This window comes from Chryseobacterium bernardetii (assembly GCF_003815975.1).
In the GTDB taxonomy this organism is placed as follows: Bacteria; Bacteroidota; Bacteroidia; order Flavobacteriales; family Weeksellaceae; genus Chryseobacterium; species Chryseobacterium bernardetii.
This window is the reverse complement of sequence record NZ_CP033932.1, coordinates 727,470-752,163: the sequence shown is the minus strand read 5'-3', so window position 1 is coordinate 752,163 and position 24,694 is coordinate 727,470. Positions and strand designations below refer to the sequence as shown.

The following is a 24,694-nucleotide window of genomic DNA, read 5'->3' as shown; positions in this document are numbered from 1 at the left end:
TATTTTTGTTCTTAGGCAGTAAAGGGTCATTCCTTGGTTACTTGCCTTTAACCCCTAACTTCTAAAAAATGCAATTAGTATTTTCAGACGCACAATATTGGGAAGATTTTCTTCCGCTTACCTTTACCCGCCCGGTTGCAGCCATGCGATGCGGAATCCTTACCTTTTCTGAAAGATGGCAGAAAATTCTGGAGAATACCGAAGTCTCTTATTTTACGGAAATGTATCTTCAGGATAAATTTAAAGCGCCGGAAGAAAAAGAAAGTCTTTTTTTAGTTCCGAATTTTATCCCTACAGAATCTGTTATTCAGCAGATCAAAGATCTTAAGCAGGGTGAGGCTTTGGTGTATGAAGATGAATTGGTGGCAGCAAAAGTCAATATGAAAGGATTTTCTCTTCATCAGATCGAAAAAATGACGGATATTAAGGAAGAGCTTATCTTCTTTAAAAAACCGAAAGACTTATTTACCTATAACCATCACGCTATTGATTTCGATTTTGATCTTCTTACAAAAGGAAGAACTTCACAGGAACTATCTTCCACGAATGGTTTCCTGGGCGATAAAAAAGACCTTTTTATTGAAGAAGGGGCGTATGTTGAATTCTCAACGATTAATACAAAAACCGGAAAAATATACATAGGTAAAAATACAGAAGTAATGGAAGGCTGCCATCTTCGAGGACCTATTGCGCTTTGTGATGATTCCAAATTTAACCTTGGCGCTAAAATTTATGGAGCTACTACCATTGGCCCACACTGTAAAGTAGGAGGGGAAGTAAACAATATTATTATTTTCGGATACTCCAGCAAAGGACACGAAGGGTTTGTGGGAAATTCTGTAATTGGAGAGTGGTGCAACTTTGGAGCAGATACCAATTCTTCCAATATGAAAAATAACTACGGAAATGTAAGATTCTGGAATTACAGGACCAAAACTTTTGAAGATACAGGCTTGCAGTTTGCAGGTATGATTATGGGTGACCATTCCAAGACAGCCATCAACACACAGCTGAACACCGGAACTGTAATTGGAGTAGCCTCCAATATTTTCAAACCCGGGTTTCCGCCCAACCTTGTGGAGAACTTTTCATGGGGAGGCTTAAAAGATGATGAAAGATTCAGATTAGATAAGGTTTATGAAGTAGCAGAAAGAGCAATGGCCCGAAGAAAAGTAGCTTTAACGGAAGAAGATAAGGCTATTTTGAAGCATGTTTTTGAGACGTATTAATCCTGTTATAATAAAAACTTCAAATATTTTTGAAGTTTTTTTATTTTTGATGTAATAGATTGTAAAGACTGGTTGTCTTACCTATAAGAAACAAAACTCATGACCCAAGAAACTTTCAAGAATACGGTGTTTATTCTCAAAGACGAGATGTATCGTTTTGCGAAGCGGTTCGTCATGAGTAGTGATGAGGCAGAAGATGTAGTGCAGGATATCATGATGAAGTTCTGGCAGAAACGGGAAGAACTGGGGCAGTTTGGGAACCTAAAATCCTATGCGCTGAAGTCTGTCCGGAATGAATGCCTGAACCGCCTTAAGCATCACGATGTGAAGATAGGCTTTGCGGATATGCAGCTTCACCGGTCCGAGCTTTACAGTATGGAAGTTGATAACCTTAAGGAACATATTGTAGGATTTATCAATCAGCTCCCCGAGAAACAGAAGCTGGTGATCCACTTGAAAGATGTAGAAGAGTACGATGTTTCCGAAATTTCTGAAATGCTGGAAATGGAGGAAAATGCAGTAAGGGTAAACCTTATGCGGGCAAGACAAAAAGTAAAAGAACAAATCTCACAACTGATGAGCTATGAAAAAAGATCAATTACAAGATAAATACGATGAAATCTTCCGGGAGATAAAGGAAGAAAAAATGGAATGGAGCTTTGATGATTTTCTTCAGCAGGCAGAAAATGCGCCGCCTGAAGGAAATACCGCCCCTGTTATCCCATTGGAAGAAAAGAAAAAACCTTCATTTCCCAAATGGTTCTGGATGGCCGCCAGTATAACGCTGGTCTTCGGGATCGGACTTTTCCTTAAAAATAATTCAGGAACAGGAGTTCAGGACAAGGAAAGCCTGGTGAAAAATGAAGTGTTGAAACAGAAGTCCGGCTTTATTGAAGAAAACCATAATCATCAGCAACAGGTAGCCGTGAATCATACCGATTCTATTTCTGGAGCCAAAAAAGATTCTATCTTCCAGGAGAATAATGTAGCTGAAAAAGATGTTATGGATGAAATATTGCCGAAGAGAGGAAGGCTTAAAAAAGAAAGAAGACCAAGATATGCTGATAATTCTTCCTTTAAAAATAATATATCTAAAGATTCTACAGGGTATGAAAATTCTTACGTAATTGTAAACGGTAAAAGAATAGACAATGTAGAAGAAGCAATTAATGTAACAAAATACTCATTCCAGATATTTGCAAATAACGTTAGTGAAAAATTGGCGCAGCCTACAGTAGTAGACGATGATTATTAATCAAAACAAAGTGGCTATCATTAACTTAAAAAAATAAAAATTGACACATGAAAAAACTATTCATAATATTCGCTCTTGCTTTTTCCCATTTCTTTAATGTATATGGACAAAAAGATAAATTTGACCAGCTATTCGACAAATATCAGGAAGTAGAAGGAGTAACTTCCATTAAGATTGCCAAACCTATGTTCGGGATGCTCAGCAGTCTTAATATTGATGATTCCCAGCTGGATCAGATTAAACCGCTATTGTCGAAAATCAACGGACTCAAAATTCTGATTACGGAAAATCCTGAAAAAGGAAATACTCCTGAAGGGCGTAAAGTGCAAACTAATATGTCTCAGCTGAGTAAAGATATTTCATCTTATTTAAAAAATCTGAATTACAACGAAATCATGTCTGTAAATAATGCCGGTGCTAAAGTGAAATTCCTTTCTGCGGAAGCTAAAAACGGTATTCTGGATGATCTGTTGCTAAGTATTGACGGAGGAAGCGGAGAAAGTATTTTTGTAATGCTGGATGGGAAACTTTCTATGGATGATGTAAGCAAGATCATTAATTCCAGTGAGACTAAAAAGAACCCAATTTCCAGCACAAGAAACAATGTAACTTCAGATAATAACTCATCTTACCTTAATGGTGAGGCAAGGAATGTAGGTGAATTTTCAGGAATTCAGGTAAGTACCGGTGTAAACGTAATCTTTAAACAGGAAAAACCTACCAGTGTAAAAGTGATTGCTGATTCAGATAAATTAGAATACATTATTACAAAGGTAGAGAAAGGTATTTTGAAAATTTATATTGATAATAAGGGAATGAGAAATCTGAGATTTAAAAATCTAAGTGTGAATGTCTCTTCTCCAAGAATGGAAAGTATTGATGTATCATCAGGTTCTAATCTTACCGTTGTGAATTCTATCCAGGAAAAGAACATGAGGATTGATGCATCATCAGGCTCTAATATTACCGGAGATTTCAAGGTTTCAGATGCTGCAACAATCTCAGTATCTTCAGGATCAAACATCAGAGCAGGTATTACGGCAGGAAATATCGGAATCAAAAGCTCAAGCGGTTCCAATATAAGTTTGAGCGGAAAAGCAGATTCAGGAATCATTGATATCAGCAGCGGAGCATTATGCAAAGCAGATGACCTGAAGTTCACTTACCTTGAAACGGAAGCTACTTCCGGTGCAAACCTTACCGTAAATGTTTCAGATAAGCTGAAAGTGAGAGCATCTTCAGGAGGAACTGTAAGATATAAAGGAAGACCGGAAATAGACGCCAACATCAGTAAAACATCGGGAGGACTGCTAAAACCAATGGACTAAAATAATACTATGAAAACACTCAGAATTATTGTCTTCTCGCTTTTGGTAACGGGTATCCTCCAGTCCTGTATTGTTTCTGAAAGACCCAATATGGATTTCTTTTCAGATTCCGGATATAATTTTAAGGATGCTAAGTTTACAAGTTTTAATGTGCCGTTATTGCTGGCCAAACCGTATATCAAAAAAGCTTTAAGAGAAGACGGAGAAAGTGAAGAACTCATCAGCCTTATTAAAAAGGTTTCCAAAATAAAGGTTCTTACTGTAGAAAACGGAAGCAAAGAAATGCTGAATGATTATGCTAAATTTCTCAACAATAACCATTATGAAGACTGGGCTACTATAAAACATAACGGAGAAAATGTAAACCTGCGTGTTAAACAAAAAGGTGAGGCCATTAAAAATATGCTGATAACAGTAAATTCAGATAAAGAATTGGTTTTTGTAGATGTAAAGGGGAGTTTTACACCTGATGATATTTCAAAAATGATCAATGCTGTTTCAGATAAATAGAAAATATTAAAACCTTATATTATTCTTTAATCATCAGGAAAATTAATTGTCGCAAGTAGTTTCGGACATACTAAATTTATTTTGTGAAGGAAAACCGTTCTTAAAAAGAGCGGTTTTTCGATTTAACTTATTGATTATTAAATTTTATTTAAACTATTAAAAATGATTTTCATATGTCGTCAAAATAACCTAATTTTGCAAAGAAAGTAAAGATGTCTATTCATAACAAAATTGTAGAGACAGCCATCACTTTCGATGACGTTCTTCTAGTCCCTTCTTATTCAGAAGTTTTACCTAACCAGGTTTCATTAAAATCAAGACTTACCGACAAAATTACGCTGAATGTTCCGATAGTTTCCGCTGCAATGGACACTGTTACTGAAGGTGATTTAGCAATTGCCCTGGCAAGAGTTGGAGGTTTAGGCTTTATCCACAAAAACATGACAATTGCCGAACAGGCAGCACAGGTGAACCGTGTGAAACGTTCCGAAAACGGAATGATCTCTGATCCGGTTACCCTATCCAAAGACCATACTTTAGGACAAGCTAAAGAGATGATGGCGAAGTTCAAGATCTCAGGGCTTCCTGTAGTGGATGCTGATAATGTTCTTATCGGAATTATTACCAACAGAGATGTAAAATATCAGGAGAATCTTGATATGAAAGTGGAGGAGATCATGACCAAAGAAAACCTGATCACTTCAGACAAGGATACCAACCTTGAGAAAGCAAAAGAAATCCTTCTTAAGAACAGGGTTGAGAAATTGCCTATCGTAGATAAGGATAACAAGCTTGTAGGTTTAATTACGATTAAAGATATTGATAATCAACTTGAATATCCAAATGCCAATAAAGACCAGAACGGGCGTCTTATTGTTGGTGCAGGAGTTGGAGTTGGAGAAGATACTTTAGACAGAATTGAAGCTTTGGTACAGGCTGGAGTGGATATTGTAGCGATTGACTCTGCCCACGGGCATTCTAAGGGAGTTTTAGATAAAATTTCTGAGATCAGAAAAGCATATCCAAATTTAGATATCGTAGGAGGAAATATTGTAACGGCTGAAGCGGCTGCAGATCTTATCAAAGCGGGAGCTAATGTTCTTAAGGTAGGTGTTGGGCCAGGTTCAATCTGTACAACCAGAGTGGTTGCCGGAGTTGGGGTACCTCAATTATCAGCAATTTATAATGTATACGAGTATGCTAAATCTCAGAATGTAGCTGTTATTGCAGACGGTGGGATCAAGCTTTCCGGAGATATCGTAAAAGCTATTGCAAGTGGAGCAGGAGCAGTAATGCTAGGTTCTCTTTTAGCAGGTACAGATGAAGCACCGGGAGAAGAAATTATTTTCCAGGGGAGAAAATTCAAGTCTTACCAAGGGATGGGTAGTCTTTCTGCCATGAAGAGAGGAGGAAAAGAAAGATATTTCCAGAGCGAAGCCAAAAAATTTGTTCCGGAAGGAATTGAAGGAAGAGTTCCGCACAAAGGAAAGTTAGAAGATGTGATCTTCCAGTTAACCGGAGGGTTAAGAGCTGGTATGGGATACTGTGGAGCTAAAGATATTGAAGCTTTACAGAAAGATTCCAAACTGGTAATGATTACAGGAAGCGGACTAAAAGAATCACATCCACATGATGTAATTATCACTCAGGAAGCTCCTAACTATTCTCTATAAAGAATATTAATAATAGAAAGAAGACTGTCTTTGCGATAAGACAGTCTTTTTTTTATTTCACTTTTTTATATCTGAACCGTGGTTTGATAACTTTATTCAAATATTTTCCCCTGGATGATGCCTTGCCAAAATTGTCAGCAATATGAACAGGAACCTTAAAATAATCATATACAGCTCCTGACTGATATATAATTCTTAATATTTCAGTTTCCGGAAAATATATGAAACTATTGACAACACTGGAAGGCATAATTGAGTTCCAGCAAAAAATGTTCCCTAAACTCAAATTGAAAAGCTCCCGGAAATTAGGGAGCTTATATTAACTTTATTAGTAAATGGGATTCTATTTTTTTACAAATTTAAATTCAAGAGATTTAAACTCCCTGGTGTTTATTTTTAATATATAAACACCAGGTGTAAGTTGCGAAACATTCACCTTTGGAGCAAATGTTTCAGATTTTATAAGACGTCCGTCTATATTGTAAATCTGTATAATCTGTCCATCAGAAATACCTGAAATTTGAATAAAATCTGAAACAGGGTTAGGGAAAATCTGAATTGTACTCTTAGAAACTTCCTGTATTCCCAGCGCAGGACCTTGTACATCACCCGTCATTACAGAATTAGTAGGAGTAAGATTTCCTCCACATAGAGAAGTTGTTACCACTGTATTTTCAACCCACGTTCCATTGGCATTCCCTGGAGGGAAAGAAAAGGCATTTCCTCCTGTTGAGTTATAGTAGATAAGTTTAGGGCTTGCGAATGTGCCATACCCTTCATCCGCAAGAAATTCCCATCTTGTAAGGGCATTGTTCCACTGAATCTTAAATTCACAAGTTCCTAATCCTCCACATGGCTGCCCATCAATAGGAGTTGTGATATAAATGTTTTTATTAAAAGCATCTACTCCCGTTTTATTGAAAATGAAATTCTGATCATCAAACAAATTATGACATCCGTTAAAGGTAATTGTCTGTGCCGAAGCTGAGCCTGCAAATACCAGACATAATAAGTAAAGAAATTTCATAGCTGCTAGTTTTGTGTTGGAAATATTCCTGTTAATGAAATAATACACTTCAGAGTAAGGAATGGCGGTCTGTTTTCATGGGCTTGGTTACCACCTGTAGAGTTTACCATTGAGGATTTCATTGTCGTATTTGCTCCAGTATCAGAATATTCTTTGTCAAGCCCTTTAGTATCTGCCGGCAGATTGTTTGTTGGTGTACTTTGGTTCCCTTCAGCAGTTACGGCATTCACTGTATGATTGTGAGCAGGCATTTGAGTAACGGTTAATGTTACGCTTTCAACGCCTCCAGTCTGTCCCATTGAATAGATTGTTGGTCCACCTGGCGCCTGGCCATTATGAACAAGTACTCTTCCTCTCATATCCGGCAATGCAAATGTACTAATACCGTTTCCTCCATAAGTAGTTCCTAAAAGAGCAAAAAGAGCTTGGTTCTGAGAGATTGATAGAAGTTGACCATTACATTCTGCCCAGTTTTTGGGAACAAAGTTATAAGGTACAAAAGCAATTTGTCCTAAAAAAGGCTCGGTTGCCTGAGCTTTTAATGAAGGGGTTAATGCGCTGATAAGCAGCAATGTGCATGCTAAAAGTAAGTTTTTCATGATAATCGATTTTTATTAGTATAAATTTAAGAAGAAATACCTTTCAGACTGAACTAAAAGATTAGAATTTATTTATGATTTTTTACCATTCTTATAGACAGATTCTCTAAATATTAAGTAAGTAGTGATAATTGGTGATGTGGAGATATCCCTCTTCTTTGATGCTTACTTCCAGTTGGTGTTTAATTGCTATATCATGGATTTCTTTTGGAGACATACTTCCTTTCTCACTAAGGGTTTTGCTCATATTTTTGAGCAGATCCAAATGTAGGATCAGGTCTTCTCTTGTTTTCTGTACGAGTTCCTGCATCAGTTTTTCAATCCTTTCATCTGTAATATGTTGCTGCATACGGTGAGGATATTCTTCCAGATTATAAGCAGCCTGATAATCTTCTTCAAAACCATATTTTCTGACGAAATCAATGGCTAGGCTGGTGGCCTGCTCTCTGTCATGACTTCTCCCAATGCTGGCATGTTGATCTCCGAAGATGATTTCTTCTGCAATACCGCCTGCAAGATATATCTTGATCCTGTTCAGCAGGCTTTCTTTGGTATCGTGGATCTGATGTGGAAAAGTAAATCCGGCTGCATAGCTGCTTGCTACCTTACTTTTAAGCTGTAAAGGAGCAAAACCGGTATATAGCATATAAGAAACTGCATGTCCGCATTCATGAACGCTGATGTTGGCTACGGCATCCTGCTGATTAGCCTGTCGTATGCTGTCAATCCTTCCCAGATAAGGAATTTCTATCGTTCTGCTCCCTATCTGGCCAATAATGAGCTTTTTATCCTGAAGATAATCGATCTCAATGTTTTTGTCATCATGGATGATGGCCTCAAACAGAAACTTGCTGAGGTTGGTGTCCAATATATCCACTACACTGCTGAATACAGGGCGCACACCCTGAACCGGAAATACTCCGTTTCTGTAAATGAGCTCATTGATGCGTTTATTTATCTTCAATGAAACCCCGAATTTTGTTTTTGTTTTATGTTTCAGGTTATTGATCTCCCGTTGGATCAGCTTATGAAAATCTTCAGTCTTTAATGAAAAATAGATCAGATGGATATTCCCGAATCTTGCTACCTGCTCAGGACGGAATTTTCTGGCTAAGGCATTTTTAATATCAACAACAGTTATTTTTTTGGTGAATGCATGATAAATATTGGCATCCACATCTGCCTCACTGGTTTCTTTTGACATTTGAAATGCTTCATCCAGGTTTCCGCTGATAATAATAAGCATTTTGCTGTAATCAACCGGTTCATAGATCTTCTTTTCTTTCTGTTTCTTGCGGATCAGCTTAATCATATCTTCCTCTTTCATATCAATGATGCTCATAACATCATCTTCCATGCTGAGGTATTTTTTTAATTCTTTGGCGTCCCATAAGTTGAGATATGGATTTTCGTCCAGTTCTGTTTCTCCGTTCAGCTTTCTTCTGTCATTTTCTTTTTTGCGAAAAAGATAGGAGAATAAATAGTGCTCAAGATCTTCTCGTTCTCTTTTGCTCAGGCGCCCGTCACTTAAAAGTTCCCAGAAATCCGTGAACTTGGTTTGAGGAACCGGCATGCCATCCGGATCTATTGTATTGAAGCGTTGGATTTCGTCAAAAAGCGCAATACTGGGTTTTTCATCACTTAGTCCATTACTTTGCAAAATATCGGAAACACTTTTACTCCATATTGTTTCATCTGTATTGCTTAACTCAATTTCCACAAAGCGGTTTTGAAAATCAAGAAAGCGGACCATTTTCCTTACAAGATCGGTCTTTCCAACCCCGGTCATTCCCCAAAGATTGATTACCACGGGCCGTGTCAGGATCTCTGGCATCAGATACCATATCTGGATATATTCCATGATATCATCAATGATCTTATCTATACCGATAAACTCTTTTTTAAGGTAAGCTTTACAGTCGTCCAGCTTTTTCTTTTTTTTCCGGATTTCTTCTTTATCAATAATCATGGATGAAAAATACATTATTTTTTTAGATTATCCTTGAAATCCTCAACTCTGAAGTCGGTTAATGCATTTCCTTTTTCAATTTTTTCCTTAGAGTAAAGTCTGAAATCGTTTTCTGTTTTTTCTAAAAGATAGTCGTAAGGCCCTACATGAGAGATTAATTTTACCAGCACCGGGGAAATTTCAAGACAGATAAACAGTCCCATGATAAACGTGGCTGCCAATCCTATAATGGCAGAATTTTTACCTAGCTCATCCAAAGCCTGAAGCCGGGCCGCAAAGCCGTTGAATTTATCTTCAAAAGTTTCCGTTGACTTTCTTTCGGTTTCAAGATTGGTATATACCTTTGAAATCTCTTTATCCAGATATTCCAGCCTCGGAGCTACCTGTTTCTGATAATTTTCAAGATCCTGCCTGCGTTGCTCTTTCAATTGTTGTTTACGTTTGGCATTAGGCCCAAAACCTTCTTTTCCGCTCGTTAAACCGGATTCTTTCCCTAAAATTTCTTTTTCAAGTTCTACAGAAGCAGAATCATAAGACTGCTGGTATAAAGCTATTTTATTTGCGATCTGTTTCTTTTCTGTTTCGAAGGGGCCGCTCTGTTGAAGAATTCTTCCGGTCATTTCACCCTGAAGCTGCTTTTTATTCCTTTGAATAATGGTGTTTAACTGCTTGTTTACTTCCTTTTCAAAGATTTTTAGCTCTAAAGGTTTAGAAATAATAATTCCCAGAAAGGTTGCAAGGATTAATCGGGGAACAGACATCAGGATCTGATTCCACCATGTTCCGGTCTTTTTGATAGAAGATACGATGTACCGATCCAGATTAAAGATCATTAATCCCCAAAGGATTCCAAACCCTATTGATGCCCAGATATCATCAAATACTGTATACATGGCATAGCCTGCAGATAAGGTAGCAAACACTGCAGTGAAAAGAACAATACCTCCAATGCCGGAAAACTTATTCCATTCACTTGGTGTTTTTCTTAAAATATGGATGTTCCCGCCGGAGCATATCATCAGGAACTTCTGGAACCAATTTATTTTATGATTCGTTTGATTTATAGTTTGTTGGTTTGTTTTCATCATAGAAAATTTATACAAAGGTAGTATTAAAAATCATACCAATGTAAAAGATAGTATTATGTTTTACCAAGTAACTTAAAATTAAGTTTGAGATAGCTTATTAATACTATGGCTTTTAATGATTCATACAGAACAATTTTAATTTTACAAATTAGTTTTTTGATGAAATAATAGTATTTATTTTCTTTATGATATCATACTTAATATATGGGCAGGGAATTCTTCCGCAAGATTATGGTAAAGCTTTATGATGTACTGGTAATTATCCTATATAAGGGAATACTATAGACGGATAGTGGTTTTATTTCAAGAATATTTTTTTATACCTACTTCAGCCTATCCGGATTCTGCTTCAAAAAGCTATCCCATCCAGAATACGATTTTGTATCCGTAATGGTTCCGGAATTAAAATGATGACATACAGCAACAGCAAGACCATCGGAAGCATCTAAATATTTTGTTGGGAATTCCTTTAGCTTAAGAAGATTCTGAAGCATTCCTGCCACCTGTTCTTTGCTGGCATTACCATTTCCTGTAATCGCCATTTTGATCTTCTTTGGAGAATATTCTGTGATAGGAATATTTCTATATAAACTGGCAGCCATTGCTACCCCCTGCGCACGTCCCAGTTTTAGCATACTCTGCACATTTTTTCCAAAGAAAGGCGCTTCCAATGCTACTTCATCAGGATGGTATTCGTCAATAAGAGCGAGAGTTTTTTCAAAAATATATTTTAGTTTGGTCTCATGGTTGGGGTATTTTTTCAGGATAAGTTCATGAATAGAAACCATCTCCATTTTACCTTTTTTAACGGAAATAAGACCAAATCCCATTATGGTAGTTCCGGGATCAATACCTAAAATTATTTTTTCTGCAATCATTGGGTCAAAGATAGGATTTTATAAAATAATAATAATAGGATAGAGACGAGAGGCAAATAGATAATGAATGGGTTATTATCTGTATAGGATTGGAAATGGGTGTTTTATAGATTTTCTGTAAAGGCTTTTTCAGCAATAGGTACCCATCTTCCATCGTGACGTAATAATAGAATTTTATCAACTAAAAATTTAGTTTTGTACTCCTTGTTCCTGTACTTTTCCCATGCCTTTAAGTAATTTTCCCAACTCAAATCTCTGTAGCCAACAGTCATATGAGGAGTAAAAGAATATTTTGAAAAGTTGAATGTTGTTTTACCCTATTGTAAAGATCTGTTAAGTGAATATTATTTTCAGGGTGTACAAAGATCACAGGATTTCTGGGATTAGGGAAACTCCCAAAGCCATTTAATTCAATTTCAAATGGTGTAATTTGGGTATCAATTTTTTGAAAAGCGATGTGAATATCTTCTTCTAATTCCAGTTCTCTGGAAAAAGGAGGGAAAAGAGTAATATGAGCTTCATTTTTTAAGGCTTTGGAATTTCCGTAGGAAACTGCCATATCTCTCTTGAAAGCCTTGATCTCCTCAATGATTTCCTCAGGCGGATAAATGGCAATGAAGTACATCTTTTTCATAAGATAAAGATAAGGTTTTATAAAGCACGAACGGCAAGCTAATGTCCTGATCTAAGCTGATGAAGCGTATTTTCAAGATGATCCGTAATTTTTTTTACTTCAATATGGGGCTTGAAGACTAACCCTTTTCCTTTTTCTTCATCTGCAATATTAGAAAGAATAATAACAGAAGTTTTCGTTTCAGGATAATAAATATTGAGGGAAGGGGAACCTTTTACATAACCGCTGTGAAAATAAGAATTGGGTTTGCCAATGTTCAGCATAATTCCGTAGGCATAGCCCATTTTTCCAAAGATAGCATGGTGTCTTTCCGCACTTTTCGCCATGAAGAGTTTCAGCGTTTCAGGTTTTAGGATTTTTCCGCCATATAATGCATTATTCCAAGTATGAAGATCCTGAATGGTTGAAAGAATTCCGCCTGCGGGAGCCCCTATTTCTTTCCCGCTTAATCTTTTAGGCATATTGGGAACTTCCTCGAACTTATTTGAATTTCCCAGATAAGCTGATGCAAAATTATTGCCTTTAAAAGCATTTCCGGTTGAGGACTGGGTCATACCTGCCTTCTTGAAAAGTTCTAAAGCATTATCATCATAGGACTTCCCGGAGACAGCTTCTACTATTTTACCCAATGCATTAAATCCATTATTAGAGTAGAAGAAATCTGACCCGCTTTTAAACATCAGTTTTCCACCCATCATATTCAGTCCTGAAGTATGGTTCAGAAGCTGATGTATGGTAATATTTTCATATTCTTTGATCTGGAATTCTTTTAAATACTTAGAAACTTTATCCGTAACATTTAATTTTCCCTGTTCCACCTGAAGTAAAATCATAACGGCCGTGAATTGCTTGCTTACAGAGCCTATTGCAAAAACGGTATTGCTGTCAATTTTAGCTTTTCTCTTAAAGTCTGAACATCCGTTTTCCTTTCTGTAAAGAGGAAGAGAATCTTTAAAAACAGCAATACTGCCATTAAAATGGTATTTTTTGAAGACAGAATCAATCTGCTGTTCAAGAAGTGTTTTCTGAAATGCAGTGATAGTAGAGTCAATAATTGCCTTTTTATCAACAGGAGGTATTGTTTTTTCCGTTTTACATGACAATAGAAAACAAAACAGAAGAAGGAACATTAAATTTTTGATCACAGGTGTTTATTTTTTTAATATTATACAATTGGTATTCTTAAAGATACTGAAATTTTTAAGAGCGTTGTAGGATACAAATTACGTGCTAAGAAGGGATTTTCCGGGTATTTAATCCATATTTAATGGTTCTTTGTATACTATTCAATACATTTGAACAGATTATTTTAATCCAACATCATGAAAGAGCATTTGAAAAATGATTCAGTGAACATCAGCCATCTATTGGACATTATAAAAAAGCAGGGAACAGAATATCTGAATGCTCTCGCGGACAGACCTACCTCTATCAATAATCCTTTTGTACCGGAACCTGTAAATCTTCCCGAATATGGCCATGGAACTGAAGAAACCATTAAAATATTTAATGAAAGGTTTGAACCTATCATGGTAGGGGCTTCAGGTCCAAGATATCTGGGATTTGTAACCGGAGGTTCTACCCCGGCATCTATTGCAGGAGATTGGCTGACTACTATTTATGATCAGAATCCCAAGTCTGGAAAAGGGCAGGGAGATATTTCTGCTAATGTAGAATTTGAGGCTATTAAGCTTATTTTGGAACTCCTGGAACTTCCGGATAGTTTTCTTGGTGGTTTCGTTACTGGGGCTACAATGTCAAATTTCACCTGCCTCGCAGTGGGCCGCCAATGGTTAGGGAAAGAAAAAGGCCGCGATATTGCCAAAGAAGGTATTTATGAAACAATTAAAGTACTTACTGCAACACCTCATTCATCTTCTATAAAGTCATTGTCACTTTTAGGAATGGGAAGCAATAATATTATAAAGATTAAAACGGACGGCAATGACCGTGAGGCTATTTCTATTAAAGATCTGAAAGAACAGATCACCACACTGGATAATGAACCATTTATACTAATTTCCAGCGGGGGAACTGTAAATACCGTTGATTTTGATGATTTCACAGAGATCAAAAAACTAAAGGAACAATATAATTTCTGGTGGCATATTGATGCTGCATTTGGTGGTTTTGCTGCCTGCTCAGAACATTATAAACACCTTGTTGAAGGTTGGGAATATGCAGACAGTATTACCATAGACTGCCATAAGTGGCTGAACGTTCCTTATGAAAGTGCTTTATTTCTGGTAAAAGAACAATATAAAGTTTTACAGGTAGAAACTTTCCAAAACTCCAATGCACCTTACTTAGGTGATCCTTTGGATAACTTCAGTTATTTAAATTTTCTTCCTGAGAATTCAAGACGACTGAAAGCTCTTCCTGCATGGTTTTCCTTAATGGCTTATGGAAAAGAAGGATATAGAGATATTGTTGAAAATAATGTTTCTTTGGCCAGAAATTTCGGAAGGCTTATTGAAAACAGCAATGATTTTAAACTCTTAGCCCCTGTGCGTCTTAATACGGTATGTTTTACTTTAAAAGATGATACAAAACAGGATGAGGTAGGGAAATTCCTTGAAATATTGAATAATACCGGGAAAGTTTTCATGACTCCTACATTTTATAATCAGCATAATGGAATCCGGGCAGCTTTTGTTAACTGGAAAACAAATGAGACAGATGTTCAGCTGATATTTGATATGATGAACAGCACTATCGAACAGTTAAAATAAATTGAATTGCTGCTAATGCACCCATAAATTTATCTATACTCTATGTTTATTCGTTCATTAGTAGCTAAAATCTGGTTTCAGATTATGTAGGGAGCAGGTCACAGAACCAGAAAACATACTCTTCATCCCGGTCTTCCGGATTAGATTTCGGCTTGGGATAAGTTTTTTTCACCGTTTCTCCGATTTCAAACTGAACAGGGTTTTTAAAAATAGGCCCGTCAAACGTAAAGGTATGGAATTCTCCATTTTCTCCACAGGGATCTACATTTTTAGGAAGGTCATCCAGAAACTGCTGATCAATGACTCTTCCGGCAAAGCTTTTGTCCAGATACATTCCGTTCACACAGGTTACAATTGTTTTGAATCCCAATTTCAGAAATTCGCGGATGAGGTCAGAAGTATTTTGTTTCCAAAGAGGGAATACAGCTTGTATACCGATGGTGTTTAATTGTTTTTCTCTGTATTGGCGAAGATCCTCAAGAAAAATATCCCCGAAAATAGAATGGGTAATACCTTGGGCCTGTATTTCATTCATTGTGGTATTCATGATCCTCTGATATTCCTCCATAGAAGGTTCTTTTGGAAGCTCCATTTTTGTCAGAGGAATACCAAGATGAGAAGCTTGCCGTTCCAAAAGAAGAACATGAACACCATGCATGGAAATCCTTTGAAACTCTTTATTAATACTGGTTAATAAAGTTTTTACTTCATATTCATCATCCTGTAAAATTTTGTAAAGAGCCAATGCAGAATCTTTTCCGCTGCTCCAGTTGAATAAGGCTTTAGGCTTCATTTACTCTAAATTTCTTTTAATACTGCAATTTTATGACAAAATTTGTAACATTCCGGTGATTTTTAGAGTCTAATTAATATAATAGACATGAAAACACTCAAAATTAAACAGATTTAAAATAAAACACATGAAAAATCTATTGGTTGGGACAGCTGTCCTATTTTTTACAGGAATTGCAACGCCTTTATTTTCGCAGAAAGCCGAAGCTCCAAAATTTGTAAGTAATACAGAAGGGGTAAAGGAGTATACCTTGAGTAACGGAATGAAAGTCCTTTTAATTCCAGATGCCTCACAAAGTAATATGGTGGTGAACATCATTTACAATGTAGGCTCTAAGCATGAAGGATACGGAGAAAAAGGAATGGCCCACTTACTGGAACATATGTTATTTAAAAGTACTAAGAAATTAGGTGATATAAAAAAACAACTGTCTGATAAGGGAGGAGATGCCAATGGTACCACCTGGTACGACAGAACAAATTATTACGAAATTTTCCCTTCCAGTGATGAGAACCTGAAATGGGCTTTAGAAATGGAAGCTGACAGAATGGTTAATGCTACAATTCTTCAGTCTGACCTGGATAAAGAATTCTCTGTAGTAAGAAATGAATTTGAAATTGGGGAAAATAACCCTGGTTCGGTTCTGATGGAGCGTATAGTATCCACTGCTTATTTATGGCATAACTATGGGAACAGTACCATCGGAAGTAAAGAAGATATTGAAAGAGTAAAAGCCCCAACCCTTAGAAAATTCTATGAGAAACATTATCAGCCAGACAATGCAACCCTTGTTGTAGCAGGGAAGTTTGATGAAAAACAGGCCTTAAATTATATTTCCCAGTATTTCTCAGTAATTCCGAGACCTTCAAGAGTTTTGGATCAAACCTATACTGTTGAACCAGCCCAGGATGGAGAACGTTTTGTAGAGTTGAAACGTTCAGGAGACAGTAAAATTGTAGGCGCATTATACCACACGGCACCTTATGCAGATAAAGACTATGCAGCATTAGATGCATTATCGGAAATTTTAACGGCAGATCCTTCAGGATACCTATATAAAGCTATGATTGATTCTCATAAAGCAGCTTCCGTTTATTCTTATCAGCCAACAGTGAGAGACGCTGCCTTCATGTACTTCGGTTTGGAAGTTCCTGCAGATAAGGATGTAAAAGCGGTAGAAAATGAATTCAGAACGGAGCTGGATAAAGTTTCAACCATCAAGTATACGGAACAGGATGTTGCAAGAGCCAAAGCTAAAATTTTAAAGCAAATTGAAAATACAAAAAATAATACGATCAATTTTGCAATCGGGCTTACTGAGATTGTAGGTGCTGGAAGTTATAAATTAGGAATGTTATATCGTGATAATGTTGAAAAGCTTACTTTGGCCGATATTCAGAGAGTTGCTGATAAATACTTTAAAACGAACAACAGGACGGTAGGTGTATTCGTACCTGCTAAAGATGAAATAAGAGTTAAGAATATTGAGTATTCTGATGACCAGATTGCAACGCTAACAAAAGATTATAAAGGAAAGGCTTTAGAAAAAGAAGTGGCTCCATTTGAAGCAAGCATTAAAAACCTGAAAGCTAACCTTTCTGAAGGGAAATTAAGCAACGGGATGAAGTATGGCGTTATCAAAAAAGAAATTAAAGGAGGGAAAGTATTAGGCAGCTTCCGCTTCCCTGTAAGTAATGCTAAAGACTTAAGTGGAAAATCCCAGATAGGAGCTTTAATGGCGCAGGTAATGAAAACCGGTACTAAATCCCATACGAAGGAGCAGATTCAGGATATGCTGGACCAGTGGAAATCTTCCATTAGTTTTTCATTCAAAGGGCAAACATTATCAGCTAATGTAAGTACATACAAAGAGCATTTGCCGAAAGTAATGGATCTGATGAAAGAAATCCTTACAGAATCTAATTTCCCTGAAGCAGAATTAGCAAAAACCGTTAATGAATACAATACGTATTTGGAAGGCTCTTTAAATGATCCGCAGGCATTGGCATTTACAGAAATTGGAAAAATTACAGAAAACTATCCTAAACAAAGTATTTATTATACTCCATCATTCAAAGAGCAGATTGAGGCTAATAAAACAATCAAAAGACAGGAGCTTGTAGATTTTTACAATACGATTATAGGAAGTAATAACGGAGTAGGAACCATGATTGGAGATATAGACTCTAAAACAGCGTCTTCTTTAATGGAAAATACATTTGGAAAATGGAACTCAAAATCTAACTATGAACAGATCAAGCCTGAGCTTTTTGCAACCAAAAAAGAAGATAAGATCTATTTAACTCCGGATAAAGAAAACGGAGCTGCTGTTGGAAAAATCAGCTTCTCTATGGACAGAAAGAGCCCGGATTATCCAGCATTGCTGATTGCTAATGAAATGTTAGGCAGCGGTGGCTTTATGACCGCAAGAATTCCTATGAGACTTCGTGAAAAAGAAGGGATCAGCTATGGCGCAGGCTCATATATGGGTGTGCCGGCAGATAATAATGTAGCATCTTGGGGTTGGTATGCATTCTTTAATCCAACAAAAAAAGATGCAGTAAACAAAGCGCTGAAAGAAGAAGTAAACAAAGCTGTAAAAGAAGGATTTACTGAAGAAGAATTTAAATCTAATCTGACTTCGTGGTTAACTTCAAGAAAAACAAGCTTAGGAAATGACAGTACTCTGATGGGGCTTGTAAACTCTCAGCTTCAGTATGGTATTCCGTTGGAAGACTATGATACACTTGAAGCAAAAGTTTCAGCCTTAAAGGTAAGCCAGGTAAATGATGTTCTTAAGAAATATATAAGTGAAGATAAACTTACTTCTGTTTTCGCAGGAGATTTCAACAAGAAATAATTTAAAATAGCTAAAAATGAAAACCACAGATGATTCTGTGGTTTTCATTTTTTTAAAGAGTTTGGGCCGTTATATGTCTAAAACAAATTTTTAGTCTCCTTTTCAAGTTTCAAACCAAATTTACTTTTTACTTTCAACTTCTCTGATAGGGATAAAGTCTCCGTTAAAATAGTCAATTTTCATTTCAAAAGGAGTAATGGGATTGGCAGTGAAAGAAATTCCAATACCGCCGCCATAAGGAAATGCAGGAGTTGCCATCAGATAAGGTGAATTGGGATCCGCCTTTATTTTCCCTGTAAAATAGTAGTCATTATCTTTTTTTTCAGCTTTGGTAAACAGGTTTTCCATAGAAAGATAGATATAAAGTTCACCTTTGTAAATAATAGCATAGATGCCGTCCTTTTTAATCTCCTTTTCTTCACCGTTCACTGTTTCATAGATTCTGACAATTTTCGGAGCATTACCATAAAACTTTACACGGGAAATTTCTTTATTGGGCTGTTGGTCTTTTAAGGATTGATAATCATTATAGACTCCATCTTTTAATTCCGGAGAGTGATAAAGACTGACAGATTCCTTGGCAATTCCCTCAAAATCTTTAATTTGCTCATAAGTATAATGATTAACGGATTGTGGCTTTTCAGAAGCATTTGTTGCTATAAAGTCAACAATAAAATCACTTCCTTTCTGCAGGATTTCTTTAGTAACATCAGATTTGGCCTTATGGTCAATGGCCTGACTCACCTGATCTAACAAAGAATAAGAACCATCTTTATTTTTTGAAAACAGAAATCCCTGGAAATAAAAATAGCCATGAGCCGCTACTTCGGCAAACGAAAGTTGCCTGAGATATAAAACTAAAGTACCGCTTTCTGTATTCTCTCCATTAAGATTGTTTAAAACATCCTGAAATTGGTCGGAAAGAGTTCGGGAAGCCAACAGATTAGCAGGATTGTTTAAAAGCCCCTTCCGAACGGTTCCCAATGAGGTGGTGTCCATTCTGCGGTCAATGACCCTAATGGTCTTATAGTAACTTTTATCCAGCTTTTTTGTGGGAAGACTGATCGTGAATTCTTCAGGTTTCTTTTGAGCGCATATCATTGCTACAGAGAAGAAAACTGCTAAAAATAAAAGTCTTTTGAAGTAGTTTTTCATAATAATTGCCTTTTGTGATGTGTTTATGTATCCTTATTTCCGATAGGCCACAATAGCTCCGTTTTCAAAATAATAATCAGGACCAAAGAGCTCTTCTGCATAGATTTCAGGGAGAAAATAAGAATCAATCTTATTATCTTTCTGGTATTGCTCAAACTCTTTTTTCGTAATTTCCTCACCATCCAGAAAATAAATGAACTCTTTATTTTTAGGATTAAAAGGAAACTGTTTCGCCTGATCCAGATTTAGATTCAGTGTACCATCATCTTTAATATGTCTTTTATTGACAAAAAGAAAATATTTGTTATCATTCACTCTGTTATGAGAATCTGCTCCCTCAAAAACAAATATATTGCTTGTTTTTACATCATCTGCAGGAATATTAATAGAATTTTTAAGTGAATGGCTGGAACAGTGTCTTTTAGAAGGAGTAAGAATGGTAATAAACTGATACCGGATGAGGTTTTCTGTATCTCCTGAAGGTTTTACTTCGAGCTTTCGGTTTGCTGCAGTTTCAGGATAATCATACTCTTCGTTTCCTGGTCTGTGAGCAACCATAACCATTCCCTGGATCTCCGCACTACCCAAGGTGTCAATTTTCTTTTTTTGTGCGGTGAGGTTCGAGGTAAATAAAATAGAGAGGAAGATTCCGCTGGCTATTTTTCTAAATGGAAGTTGAAAAAAGTTGTTTGGAGTTTCTGATTTTTCTTCCGGAATATATAACCGCTGGGCCTGAATTCTTCCACACACAGATGAGTTGGATTGTAGTAATAATTTAATTTCATCATCTGTTTTATCTGAAAGGTCATATACTTTTTTTGCGCAATGGCCGCAAAAGCTTCCACCGGGAATTTCCTGCATATTTTCCCGGGCAGCGTAGCAAGGCTCTTTAATTTGGAATTCCTTCTTCATGATTATTTAGTTTTGTGATATTAAAAATACAAAAAAACCTCAAAGAATTTCTTTGAGGTTTTAATTTATAGTTCCTGAAGTCAGGGATATGCTTACATATTTCTTCTGTACTTACCACCCACTTCAAATAAAGCATTGGTGATCTGTCCTAAAGAACAGAATTTAACCGCATCAATCATCACTTCAAATAAGTTCTGCTGGTTGATGGCTGCATGCTGAAGTTTTTTCAAAGCTTCTTCAGATTTTCCTTCGTTGGCTTTCTGGAAGTTGTGAAGGGCTTCAATCTGTGCCTGCTTTTCCTCTTCAGTGGAACGGATAACCTCTCCTGGAAGCACCGTTGGAGAGCCGTCTTTTCCAAGGAAAGTATTTACTCCGATGATCGGATATTCTCCAGTATGTTTCAGCCATTCGTAATGCATGGATTCTTCCTGGATCTTAGAACGCTGATACATGGTTTCCATAGCTCCCAATACACCGCCTCTTTCAGTAATTCTGTCAAATTCTGCATAAACAGCCTCTTCCACAAGATCAGTCAGCTCTTCGATAATGAAAGATCCCTGAAGCGGGTTTTCATTTTTAGCCAGCCCTAATTCTTTGTTAATAATTAACTGAATAGCCATTGCTCTTCTTACAGACTGTTCTGTAGGAGTGGTAATCGCTTCATCGTAAGCATTCGTGTGAAGCGAATTACAGTTATCATAAATCGCGTAAAGCGCCTGAAGCGTAGTTCTGATATCATTGAAATCAATTTCCTGAGCGTGAAGAGAACGTCCTGATGTCTGAATGTGGTATTTCAGCATCTGGCTTCTTTCATCTGCACCATATTTCAATTTCATGGCTTTTGCCCAGATTCTTCTTGCCACACGCCCGATCACTGAATATTCAGGGTCAATACCGTTAGAGAAGAAGAAAGATAGGTTCGGAGCAAAATCATTGATATCCATTCCTCTGGACAGGTAATATTCCACATAAGTGAAACCGTTTGCTAATGTAAATGCAAGCTGAGAAACCGGGTTGGCACCCGCTTCAGCAATGTGATAACCGGAAATGGAAACAGAGTAGAAGTTTCTTACTTTTTCCTTAATGAAGTATTCCTGAACATCACCCATTAATCTCAGGGCAAATTCGGTAGAGAAGATACAGGTATTCTGAGCCTGATCCTCCTTTAAAATATCAGCCTGAACAGTACCACGAACAGTAGCAATTGTTTTTGCCTTAATTTCAGCATATACATCAGCAGGGATAATTTCATCACCTGTTAATCCTAAAAGCTGTAATCCCAATCCGTTATTGGATGGCGGAAGTTCACCGTTATACTTCGGTCTTTCCAAGCCTTTATCATCAAATTTTTCTTTAAGCTTAGCTTCAACTTTAGCTTCTAATCCGTTTTCTTTAATATATTTCTCAACATTCTGGTCAATGGCAGCATTCATAAAGAAAGCTAAAAGCATAGGAGCAGGTCCGTTGATCGTCATTGAAACTGAAGTTAATGCATTTACCAGATCAAAACCTGAATATAGTTTTTTAGCATCATCCAGCGTAGCAATAGAAACTCCCGCATTACCGATCTTACCATAGATATCCGGTGGTAAAGCAGGATCCTGCCCGTATAGCGTTACAGAGTCAAAAGCTGTAGACAGTCGTTTTGCCGGCATTTCTGCAGATACATAATGGAATCTTCTGTTGGTTCTTTCCGGGCCACCTTCTCCTGCGAACATCCTTGTTGGGTCTTCACCCGTTCTTTTGAACGGATAGATTCCGGCAGTATAAGGGAAGCTTCCCGGAAGGTTTTCCTGGCCTTTCCATTTAATCAGATCCCCCCAATCATTGTATTTCGGTAAGGCAATTTTTGGAATCCTTAAATGAGATAAAGATTCTGTAGAAGTCTCTACCTTAATTTCTTTTCCTCTTACAAAGTAGGAATAAAACTCTGCATGGAAAGCTTTCTTCGTATCATCCCATGTTTTCAGGAAGTCAATATTCTCCTGCTGAAGTTCCTTTTCAGCTTTTTGATATTCAGTATCTAAAGCTTCATTGGAAATAATATTTTTTACCCCTTCAATATGATACATTTTTCTGGCAAGCTCGGCCTGCTTTTCAACATTGGCGTCATACTGTTTATTGTTTTCAACAATTTCAGAAAGGTAACGTACTCTTTTGGGAGGAATGATGGTTACTTCATCTGTAATTTCCTGCTCAACGAAAGTTTTAAGTCCTAAGTCTGTAAATTTTTCATTGACTTTGGAAACCAGTCTGTTATAAAGCTCTGTGGTTCCATGGTCATTGAACTGAGATGCTTTTGTAGCATATACAGGCATATCCTCCAATGGGCTTTCCCATAAAAGATGGTTTCTCTGGAACTGTTTTCTTACAGCCTGAAGCGCGTCAAGAGCACCACGTTTATCAGATTTATTTAAAGCCACCAGATCAGCATAATCTAACATGTCGATTTTTTCCAACTGAGTAGACGCTCCATATTCAGGAGTCATTACATACATAGAAACATCTGCAAAGTCAGAAACTTCTGAACCAGACTGCCCGATTCCTGAAGTTTCAAGGATGATCACATCCGGATGAGCCAGTTTCAATACATTTAATGCAGAATGAATGAATGGAGAAACAGAAACGTTGTTTTCTCTCGTAGCCATTGAACGCATATAAACTCTTGGATCATTAATGGCATTCATACGAATCCTGTCTCCAAGAAGAGCTCCTCCTGTTTTTTTCTTCGAAGGGTCAATAGAGATGATCGCAATTTTTTTATTAGTATTTGAACGCAGGAAACGTCTTACCAGCTCATCCGTTAAAGATGATTTTCCGGCACCTCCCGTTCCTGTAATACCAATGATAGGGATATTTAATTCTTTTGATTTCTCATCAATTGCTTTTACCAGTTCTGGCTTTTCATCAGAAAAGTTTTCAACAGCAGAAATAATCTGTGCAATGCTTGATGGATTTTCAAAGCTGATATTTTCTAAATCTTTAGCCGTAACATCTTTTCCGGTAGCAAAGTCGGAACGGTGCACCAGGTCATCAATCATTCCCTGAAGGCCAAGCTCACGTCCGTCATCCGGCGAGTAGATTCTGTCAATTCCATAGGACATCAGATCTTTGATCTCTTCCGGAAGGATAACACCGCCTCCGCCACCAAAAATTTTGATTTGTGGCGAGTTTTTTTCTCTTAAAAGATCATAGATATATTTGAAATATTCATTGTGACCTCCCTGATATGAAGTTAATGCAATCGCATTGGCATCTTCCTGGATTGCTGTATTCACAACTTCCTCTGCTGATTTGTCATGCCCTAAGTGAATCACTTCACATCCGGTTCCCTGGATGACACGACGCATAATATTGATCGCAGCATCATGCCCGTCAAACAATGACGCCGCTGTTACGATTCTTACCTTGTTGGTTGGAGTATATTTTTGGGTTTCCATAAAAATTCTAGAAAGTTTCTAAGTTTTCAAATATAATAATAAAAAAAGAACCTTGTGTTTGATTTTATAGTATTGACTATCATGTATTTGTGGTGTTCTATTTAATAAAATGCCCCCATTTTTAGGTTTAAGAATTTAAAAGACGAAAGGTTCGGTAGTTACAGAATTAAAAATGACTTGCAGATTTTGTTTAGAATTTGATATATCCTTAATTACTCAAATTAAAATTTCTACTTTTGCACCATATTTTACAGATATGCAAAAAGCTTTGATATATTTCGCGTTGGGAACCGTTGTAAGCTTCCTTATCAATTATTTCTTTGTAAGTTCAGATAATATCGGCCTGGAAATTTATTATGCCATTGCCTTCGGTGCTGCATGGGGCACAGCTTATTATCTGGATACTCCGGATTTTACATTGCCTAAAAAACTTGGACTGTCTTTTGTAGTGATGGCTGTTCTGGTTTTAGCAGGAACTTTATTTTTTAAACTCGAACTTGCTATTCCTTCCATTTTGAAGTTTTCAATGGTGTTTGTAGCCTATTATGTAATAGCAAGCTTTAGGGCAACGAAGTCATTAAGAAAATAAAAAAGCTGTCACACTTGACAGCT

The 24,694-nt window shown here is 36.9% G+C and carries 22 protein-coding genes; 9 read left to right on the top strand and 13 right to left on the bottom strand.

Annotation, left to right across the window (positions count from 1 at the left end; all coding sequences use genetic code 11):
- Positions 1–68: 68 nt before the first annotated feature.
- The 6 genes from EG339_RS03630 to guaB all read left to right on the top strand — a co-directional run bounded on the left by EG339_RS03630 (position 69) and on the right by guaB (position 5,995).
- On the top strand, positions 69–1,229 hold the full coding sequence (locus EG339_RS03630; RefSeq protein ID WP_123868909.1) for a putative sugar nucleotidyl transferase: 1,161 nt from the start codon (positions 69–71) through the stop codon (positions 1,227–1,229).
- Positions 1,230–1,328: 99 nt separating this feature from the next.
- Positions 1,329–1,838 (top strand): RNA polymerase sigma factor, encoded by a 510-nt coding sequence (locus tag EG339_RS03625; protein WP_066691262.1) that lies wholly within the window; start codon positions 1,329–1,331, stop codon positions 1,836–1,838.
- Entirely contained in the window at positions 1,813–2,484 is a 672-nt protein-coding gene (locus EG339_RS03620) for a hypothetical protein (RefSeq protein WP_185147663.1), read from the top strand. Before EG339_RS03625 ends, EG339_RS03620 begins: the two co-directional genes overlap by 26 nt.
- A 47-nt stretch (positions 2,485–2,531) precedes the next feature.
- Positions 2,532–3,812: a DUF4252 domain-containing protein gene (locus EG339_RS03615; RefSeq protein WP_123868908.1), complete on the top strand. Its 1,281-nt coding sequence runs from the start codon at positions 2,532–2,534 to the stop codon at positions 3,810–3,812.
- A 9-nt stretch (positions 3,813–3,821) separates the two neighbouring features.
- Complete coding sequence (locus EG339_RS03610; RefSeq protein ID WP_123868907.1) at positions 3,822–4,322, top strand: DUF4252 domain-containing protein; 501 nt, start codon at positions 3,822–3,824, stop codon at positions 4,320–4,322.
- A gap of 212 nt (positions 4,323–4,534) precedes the next feature.
- Complete coding sequence (gene guaB, locus EG339_RS03605; protein WP_073300399.1) at positions 4,535–5,995, top strand: IMP dehydrogenase; 1,461 nt, start codon at positions 4,535–4,537, stop codon at positions 5,993–5,995.
- A gap of 52 nt (positions 5,996–6,047) precedes the next feature.
- Here the strand turns inward: guaB and EG339_RS03600 are convergent, their stop codons facing one another.
- The 9 genes from EG339_RS03600 to EG339_RS03565 all read right to left on the bottom strand — a co-directional run bounded on the left by EG339_RS03600 (position 6,048) and on the right by EG339_RS03565 (position 13,335).
- Positions 6,048–6,245, bottom strand: a complete 198-nt coding sequence (locus EG339_RS03600) for a KTSC domain-containing protein (protein WP_123868906.1) — start codon at positions 6,243–6,245, stop codon at positions 6,048–6,050.
- A gap of 93 nt (positions 6,246–6,338) precedes the next feature.
- On the bottom strand, positions 6,339–7,022 hold the full coding sequence (locus EG339_RS03595; protein ID WP_123868905.1) for a T9SS type A sorting domain-containing protein: 684 nt from the start codon (positions 7,020–7,022) through the stop codon (positions 6,339–6,341).
- Between the two features lie 5 nt (positions 7,023–7,027).
- Positions 7,028–7,621 (bottom strand): phage tail protein, encoded by a 594-nt coding sequence (locus EG339_RS03590; protein ID WP_123868904.1) that lies wholly within the window; start codon positions 7,619–7,621, stop codon positions 7,028–7,030.
- Between the two features lie 106 nt (positions 7,622–7,727).
- On the bottom strand, positions 7,728–9,605 hold the full coding sequence (locus tag EG339_RS03585; protein WP_228459699.1) for an AAA family ATPase: 1,878 nt from the start codon (positions 9,603–9,605) through the stop codon (positions 7,728–7,730).
- Positions 9,605–10,675, bottom strand: a complete 1,071-nt coding sequence (locus EG339_RS03580; protein ID WP_123872608.1) for a DUF4407 domain-containing protein — start codon at positions 10,673–10,675, stop codon at positions 9,605–9,607. Before EG339_RS03580 ends, EG339_RS03585 begins: the two co-directional genes overlap by 1 nt.
- A 326-nt stretch (positions 10,676–11,001) precedes the next feature.
- Complete coding sequence (gene ruvC, locus EG339_RS03575) at positions 11,002–11,556, bottom strand: crossover junction endodeoxyribonuclease RuvC (RefSeq protein WP_123868903.1); 555 nt, start codon at positions 11,554–11,556, stop codon at positions 11,002–11,004.
- A gap of 104 nt (positions 11,557–11,660) precedes the next feature.
- Positions 11,661–11,828, bottom strand: coding sequence for a hypothetical protein (locus EG339_RS24615; RefSeq protein WP_262706897.1), 168 nt, complete (start codon positions 11,826–11,828; stop codon positions 11,661–11,663).
- On the bottom strand, positions 11,825–12,190 hold the full coding sequence (locus EG339_RS03570) for a 2'-5' RNA ligase family protein (protein ID WP_262706896.1): 366 nt from the start codon (positions 12,188–12,190) through the stop codon (positions 11,825–11,827). Before EG339_RS03570 ends, EG339_RS24615 begins: the two co-directional genes overlap by 4 nt.
- Positions 12,191–12,228: 38 nt before the next feature.
- On the bottom strand, positions 12,229–13,335 hold the full coding sequence (locus EG339_RS03565) for a serine hydrolase domain-containing protein (RefSeq protein WP_123868902.1): 1,107 nt from the start codon (positions 13,333–13,335) through the stop codon (positions 12,229–12,231).
- A gap of 177 nt (positions 13,336–13,512) precedes the next feature.
- On the opposite strand from EG339_RS03565, the gene EG339_RS03560 reads away from it, so the two are divergent.
- On the top strand, positions 13,513–14,922 hold the full coding sequence (locus EG339_RS03560) for a pyridoxal phosphate-dependent decarboxylase family protein (RefSeq protein ID WP_123868901.1): 1,410 nt from the start codon (positions 13,513–13,515) through the stop codon (positions 14,920–14,922).
- An 82-nt stretch (positions 14,923–15,004) separates the two neighbouring features.
- On the opposite strand, the gene EG339_RS03555 is transcribed toward EG339_RS03560, so the two are convergent.
- Entirely contained in the window at positions 15,005–15,715 is a 711-nt protein-coding gene (locus EG339_RS03555; protein ID WP_123868900.1) for a Dph6-related ATP pyrophosphatase, read from the bottom strand.
- A gap of 127 nt (positions 15,716–15,842) precedes the next feature.
- Here EG339_RS03555 and EG339_RS03550 point away from each other — a divergent pair, with 127 nt between their 5' ends.
- Positions 15,843–18,575: a M16 family metallopeptidase gene (locus EG339_RS03550; RefSeq protein WP_123868899.1), complete on the top strand. Its 2,733-nt coding sequence runs from the start codon at positions 15,843–15,845 to the stop codon at positions 18,573–18,575.
- Positions 18,576–18,695: 120 nt separating this feature from the next.
- Here the strand turns inward: EG339_RS03550 and EG339_RS03545 are convergent, their stop codons facing one another.
- From EG339_RS03545 to EG339_RS03535, 3 genes are all read right to left on the bottom strand, one after another.
- Complete coding sequence (locus EG339_RS03545; protein ID WP_123868898.1) at positions 18,696–19,730, bottom strand: hypothetical protein; 1,035 nt, start codon at positions 19,728–19,730, stop codon at positions 18,696–18,698.
- Positions 19,731–19,763: 33 nt separating this feature from the next.
- On the bottom strand, positions 19,764–20,642 hold the full coding sequence (locus EG339_RS03540) for a hypothetical protein (protein ID WP_123868897.1): 879 nt from the start codon (positions 20,640–20,642) through the stop codon (positions 19,764–19,766).
- Positions 20,643–20,734: 92 nt separating this feature from the next.
- Positions 20,735–24,082 carry a methylmalonyl-CoA mutase family protein gene (locus EG339_RS03535; RefSeq protein ID WP_123868896.1) on the bottom strand — a complete coding sequence of 1,116 codons (3,348 nt, stop codon included), beginning with the start codon at positions 24,080–24,082 and terminating at the stop codon, positions 20,735–20,737.
- 256 nt (positions 24,083–24,338) lie between these two features.
- Here EG339_RS03535 and EG339_RS03530 point away from each other — a divergent pair, with 256 nt between their 5' ends.
- A complete protein-coding gene (locus tag EG339_RS03530; protein ID WP_123868895.1) occupies positions 24,339–24,671 on the top strand; it encodes a hypothetical protein in 333 nt (110 codons plus the stop codon).
- The last annotated feature ends 23 nt before the right edge of the window (positions 24,672–24,694 follow it).

Coding starts and splice junctions, on each gene's coding strand:
- EG339_RS03620 (WP_185147663.1), top strand. CDS start 1,813: ATGAAAAAAGATCAATTACAAGATAAATACGATGAAATCTTCCGGGAG.
- EG339_RS03545 (WP_123868898.1), bottom strand. CDS start 19,730: ATGAAAAACTACTTCAAAAGACTTTTATTTTTAGCAGTTTTCTTCTCT.
- EG339_RS03560 (WP_123868901.1), top strand. CDS start 13,513: ATGAAAGAGCATTTGAAAAATGATTCAGTGAACATCAGCCATCTATTG.
- EG339_RS03585 (WP_228459699.1), bottom strand. CDS start 9,605: ATGTATTTTTCATCCATGATTATTGATAAAGAAGAAATCCGGAAAAAA.
- EG339_RS03535 (WP_123868896.1), bottom strand. CDS start 24,082: ATGGAAACCCAAAAATATACTCCAACCAACAAGGTAAGAATCGTAACA.
- EG339_RS03630 (WP_123868909.1), top strand. CDS start 69: ATGCAATTAGTATTTTCAGACGCACAATATTGGGAAGATTTTCTTCCG.
- EG339_RS03555 (WP_123868900.1), bottom strand. CDS start 15,715: ATGAAGCCTAAAGCCTTATTCAACTGGAGCAGCGGAAAAGATTCTGCA.
- ruvC (WP_123868903.1), bottom strand. CDS start 11,556: ATGATTGCAGAAAAAATAATTTTAGGTATTGATCCCGGAACTACCATA.
- EG339_RS24615 (WP_262706897.1), bottom strand. CDS start 11,828: ATGACTGTTGGCTACAGAGATTTGAGTTGGGAAAATTACTTAAAGGCA.
- EG339_RS03570 (WP_262706896.1), bottom strand. CDS start 12,190: ATGAAAAAGATGTACTTCATTGCCATTTATCCGCCTGAGGAAATCATT.
- EG339_RS03610 (WP_123868907.1), top strand. CDS start 3,822: ATGAAAACACTCAGAATTATTGTCTTCTCGCTTTTGGTAACGGGTATC.
- EG339_RS03550 (WP_123868899.1), top strand. CDS start 15,843: ATGAAAAATCTATTGGTTGGGACAGCTGTCCTATTTTTTACAGGAATT.
- EG339_RS03595 (WP_123868905.1), bottom strand. CDS start 7,022: ATGAAATTTCTTTACTTATTATGTCTGGTATTTGCAGGCTCAGCTTCG.
- EG339_RS03590 (WP_123868904.1), bottom strand. CDS start 7,621: ATGAAAAACTTACTTTTAGCATGCACATTGCTGCTTATCAGCGCATTA.
- guaB (WP_073300399.1), top strand. CDS start 4,535: ATGTCTATTCATAACAAAATTGTAGAGACAGCCATCACTTTCGATGAC.
- EG339_RS03600 (WP_123868906.1), bottom strand. CDS start 6,245: ATGCCTTCCAGTGTTGTCAATAGTTTCATATATTTTCCGGAAACTGAA.
- EG339_RS03615 (WP_123868908.1), top strand. CDS start 2,532: ATGAAAAAACTATTCATAATATTCGCTCTTGCTTTTTCCCATTTCTTT.
- EG339_RS03540 (WP_123868897.1), bottom strand. CDS start 20,642: ATGAAGAAGGAATTCCAAATTAAAGAGCCTTGCTACGCTGCCCGGGAA.
- EG339_RS03530 (WP_123868895.1), top strand. CDS start 24,339: ATGCAAAAAGCTTTGATATATTTCGCGTTGGGAACCGTTGTAAGCTTC.
- EG339_RS03625 (WP_066691262.1), top strand. CDS start 1,329: ATGACCCAAGAAACTTTCAAGAATACGGTGTTTATTCTCAAAGACGAG.
- EG339_RS03580 (WP_123872608.1), bottom strand. CDS start 10,675: ATGAAAACAAACCAACAAACTATAAATCAAACGAATCATAAAATAAAT.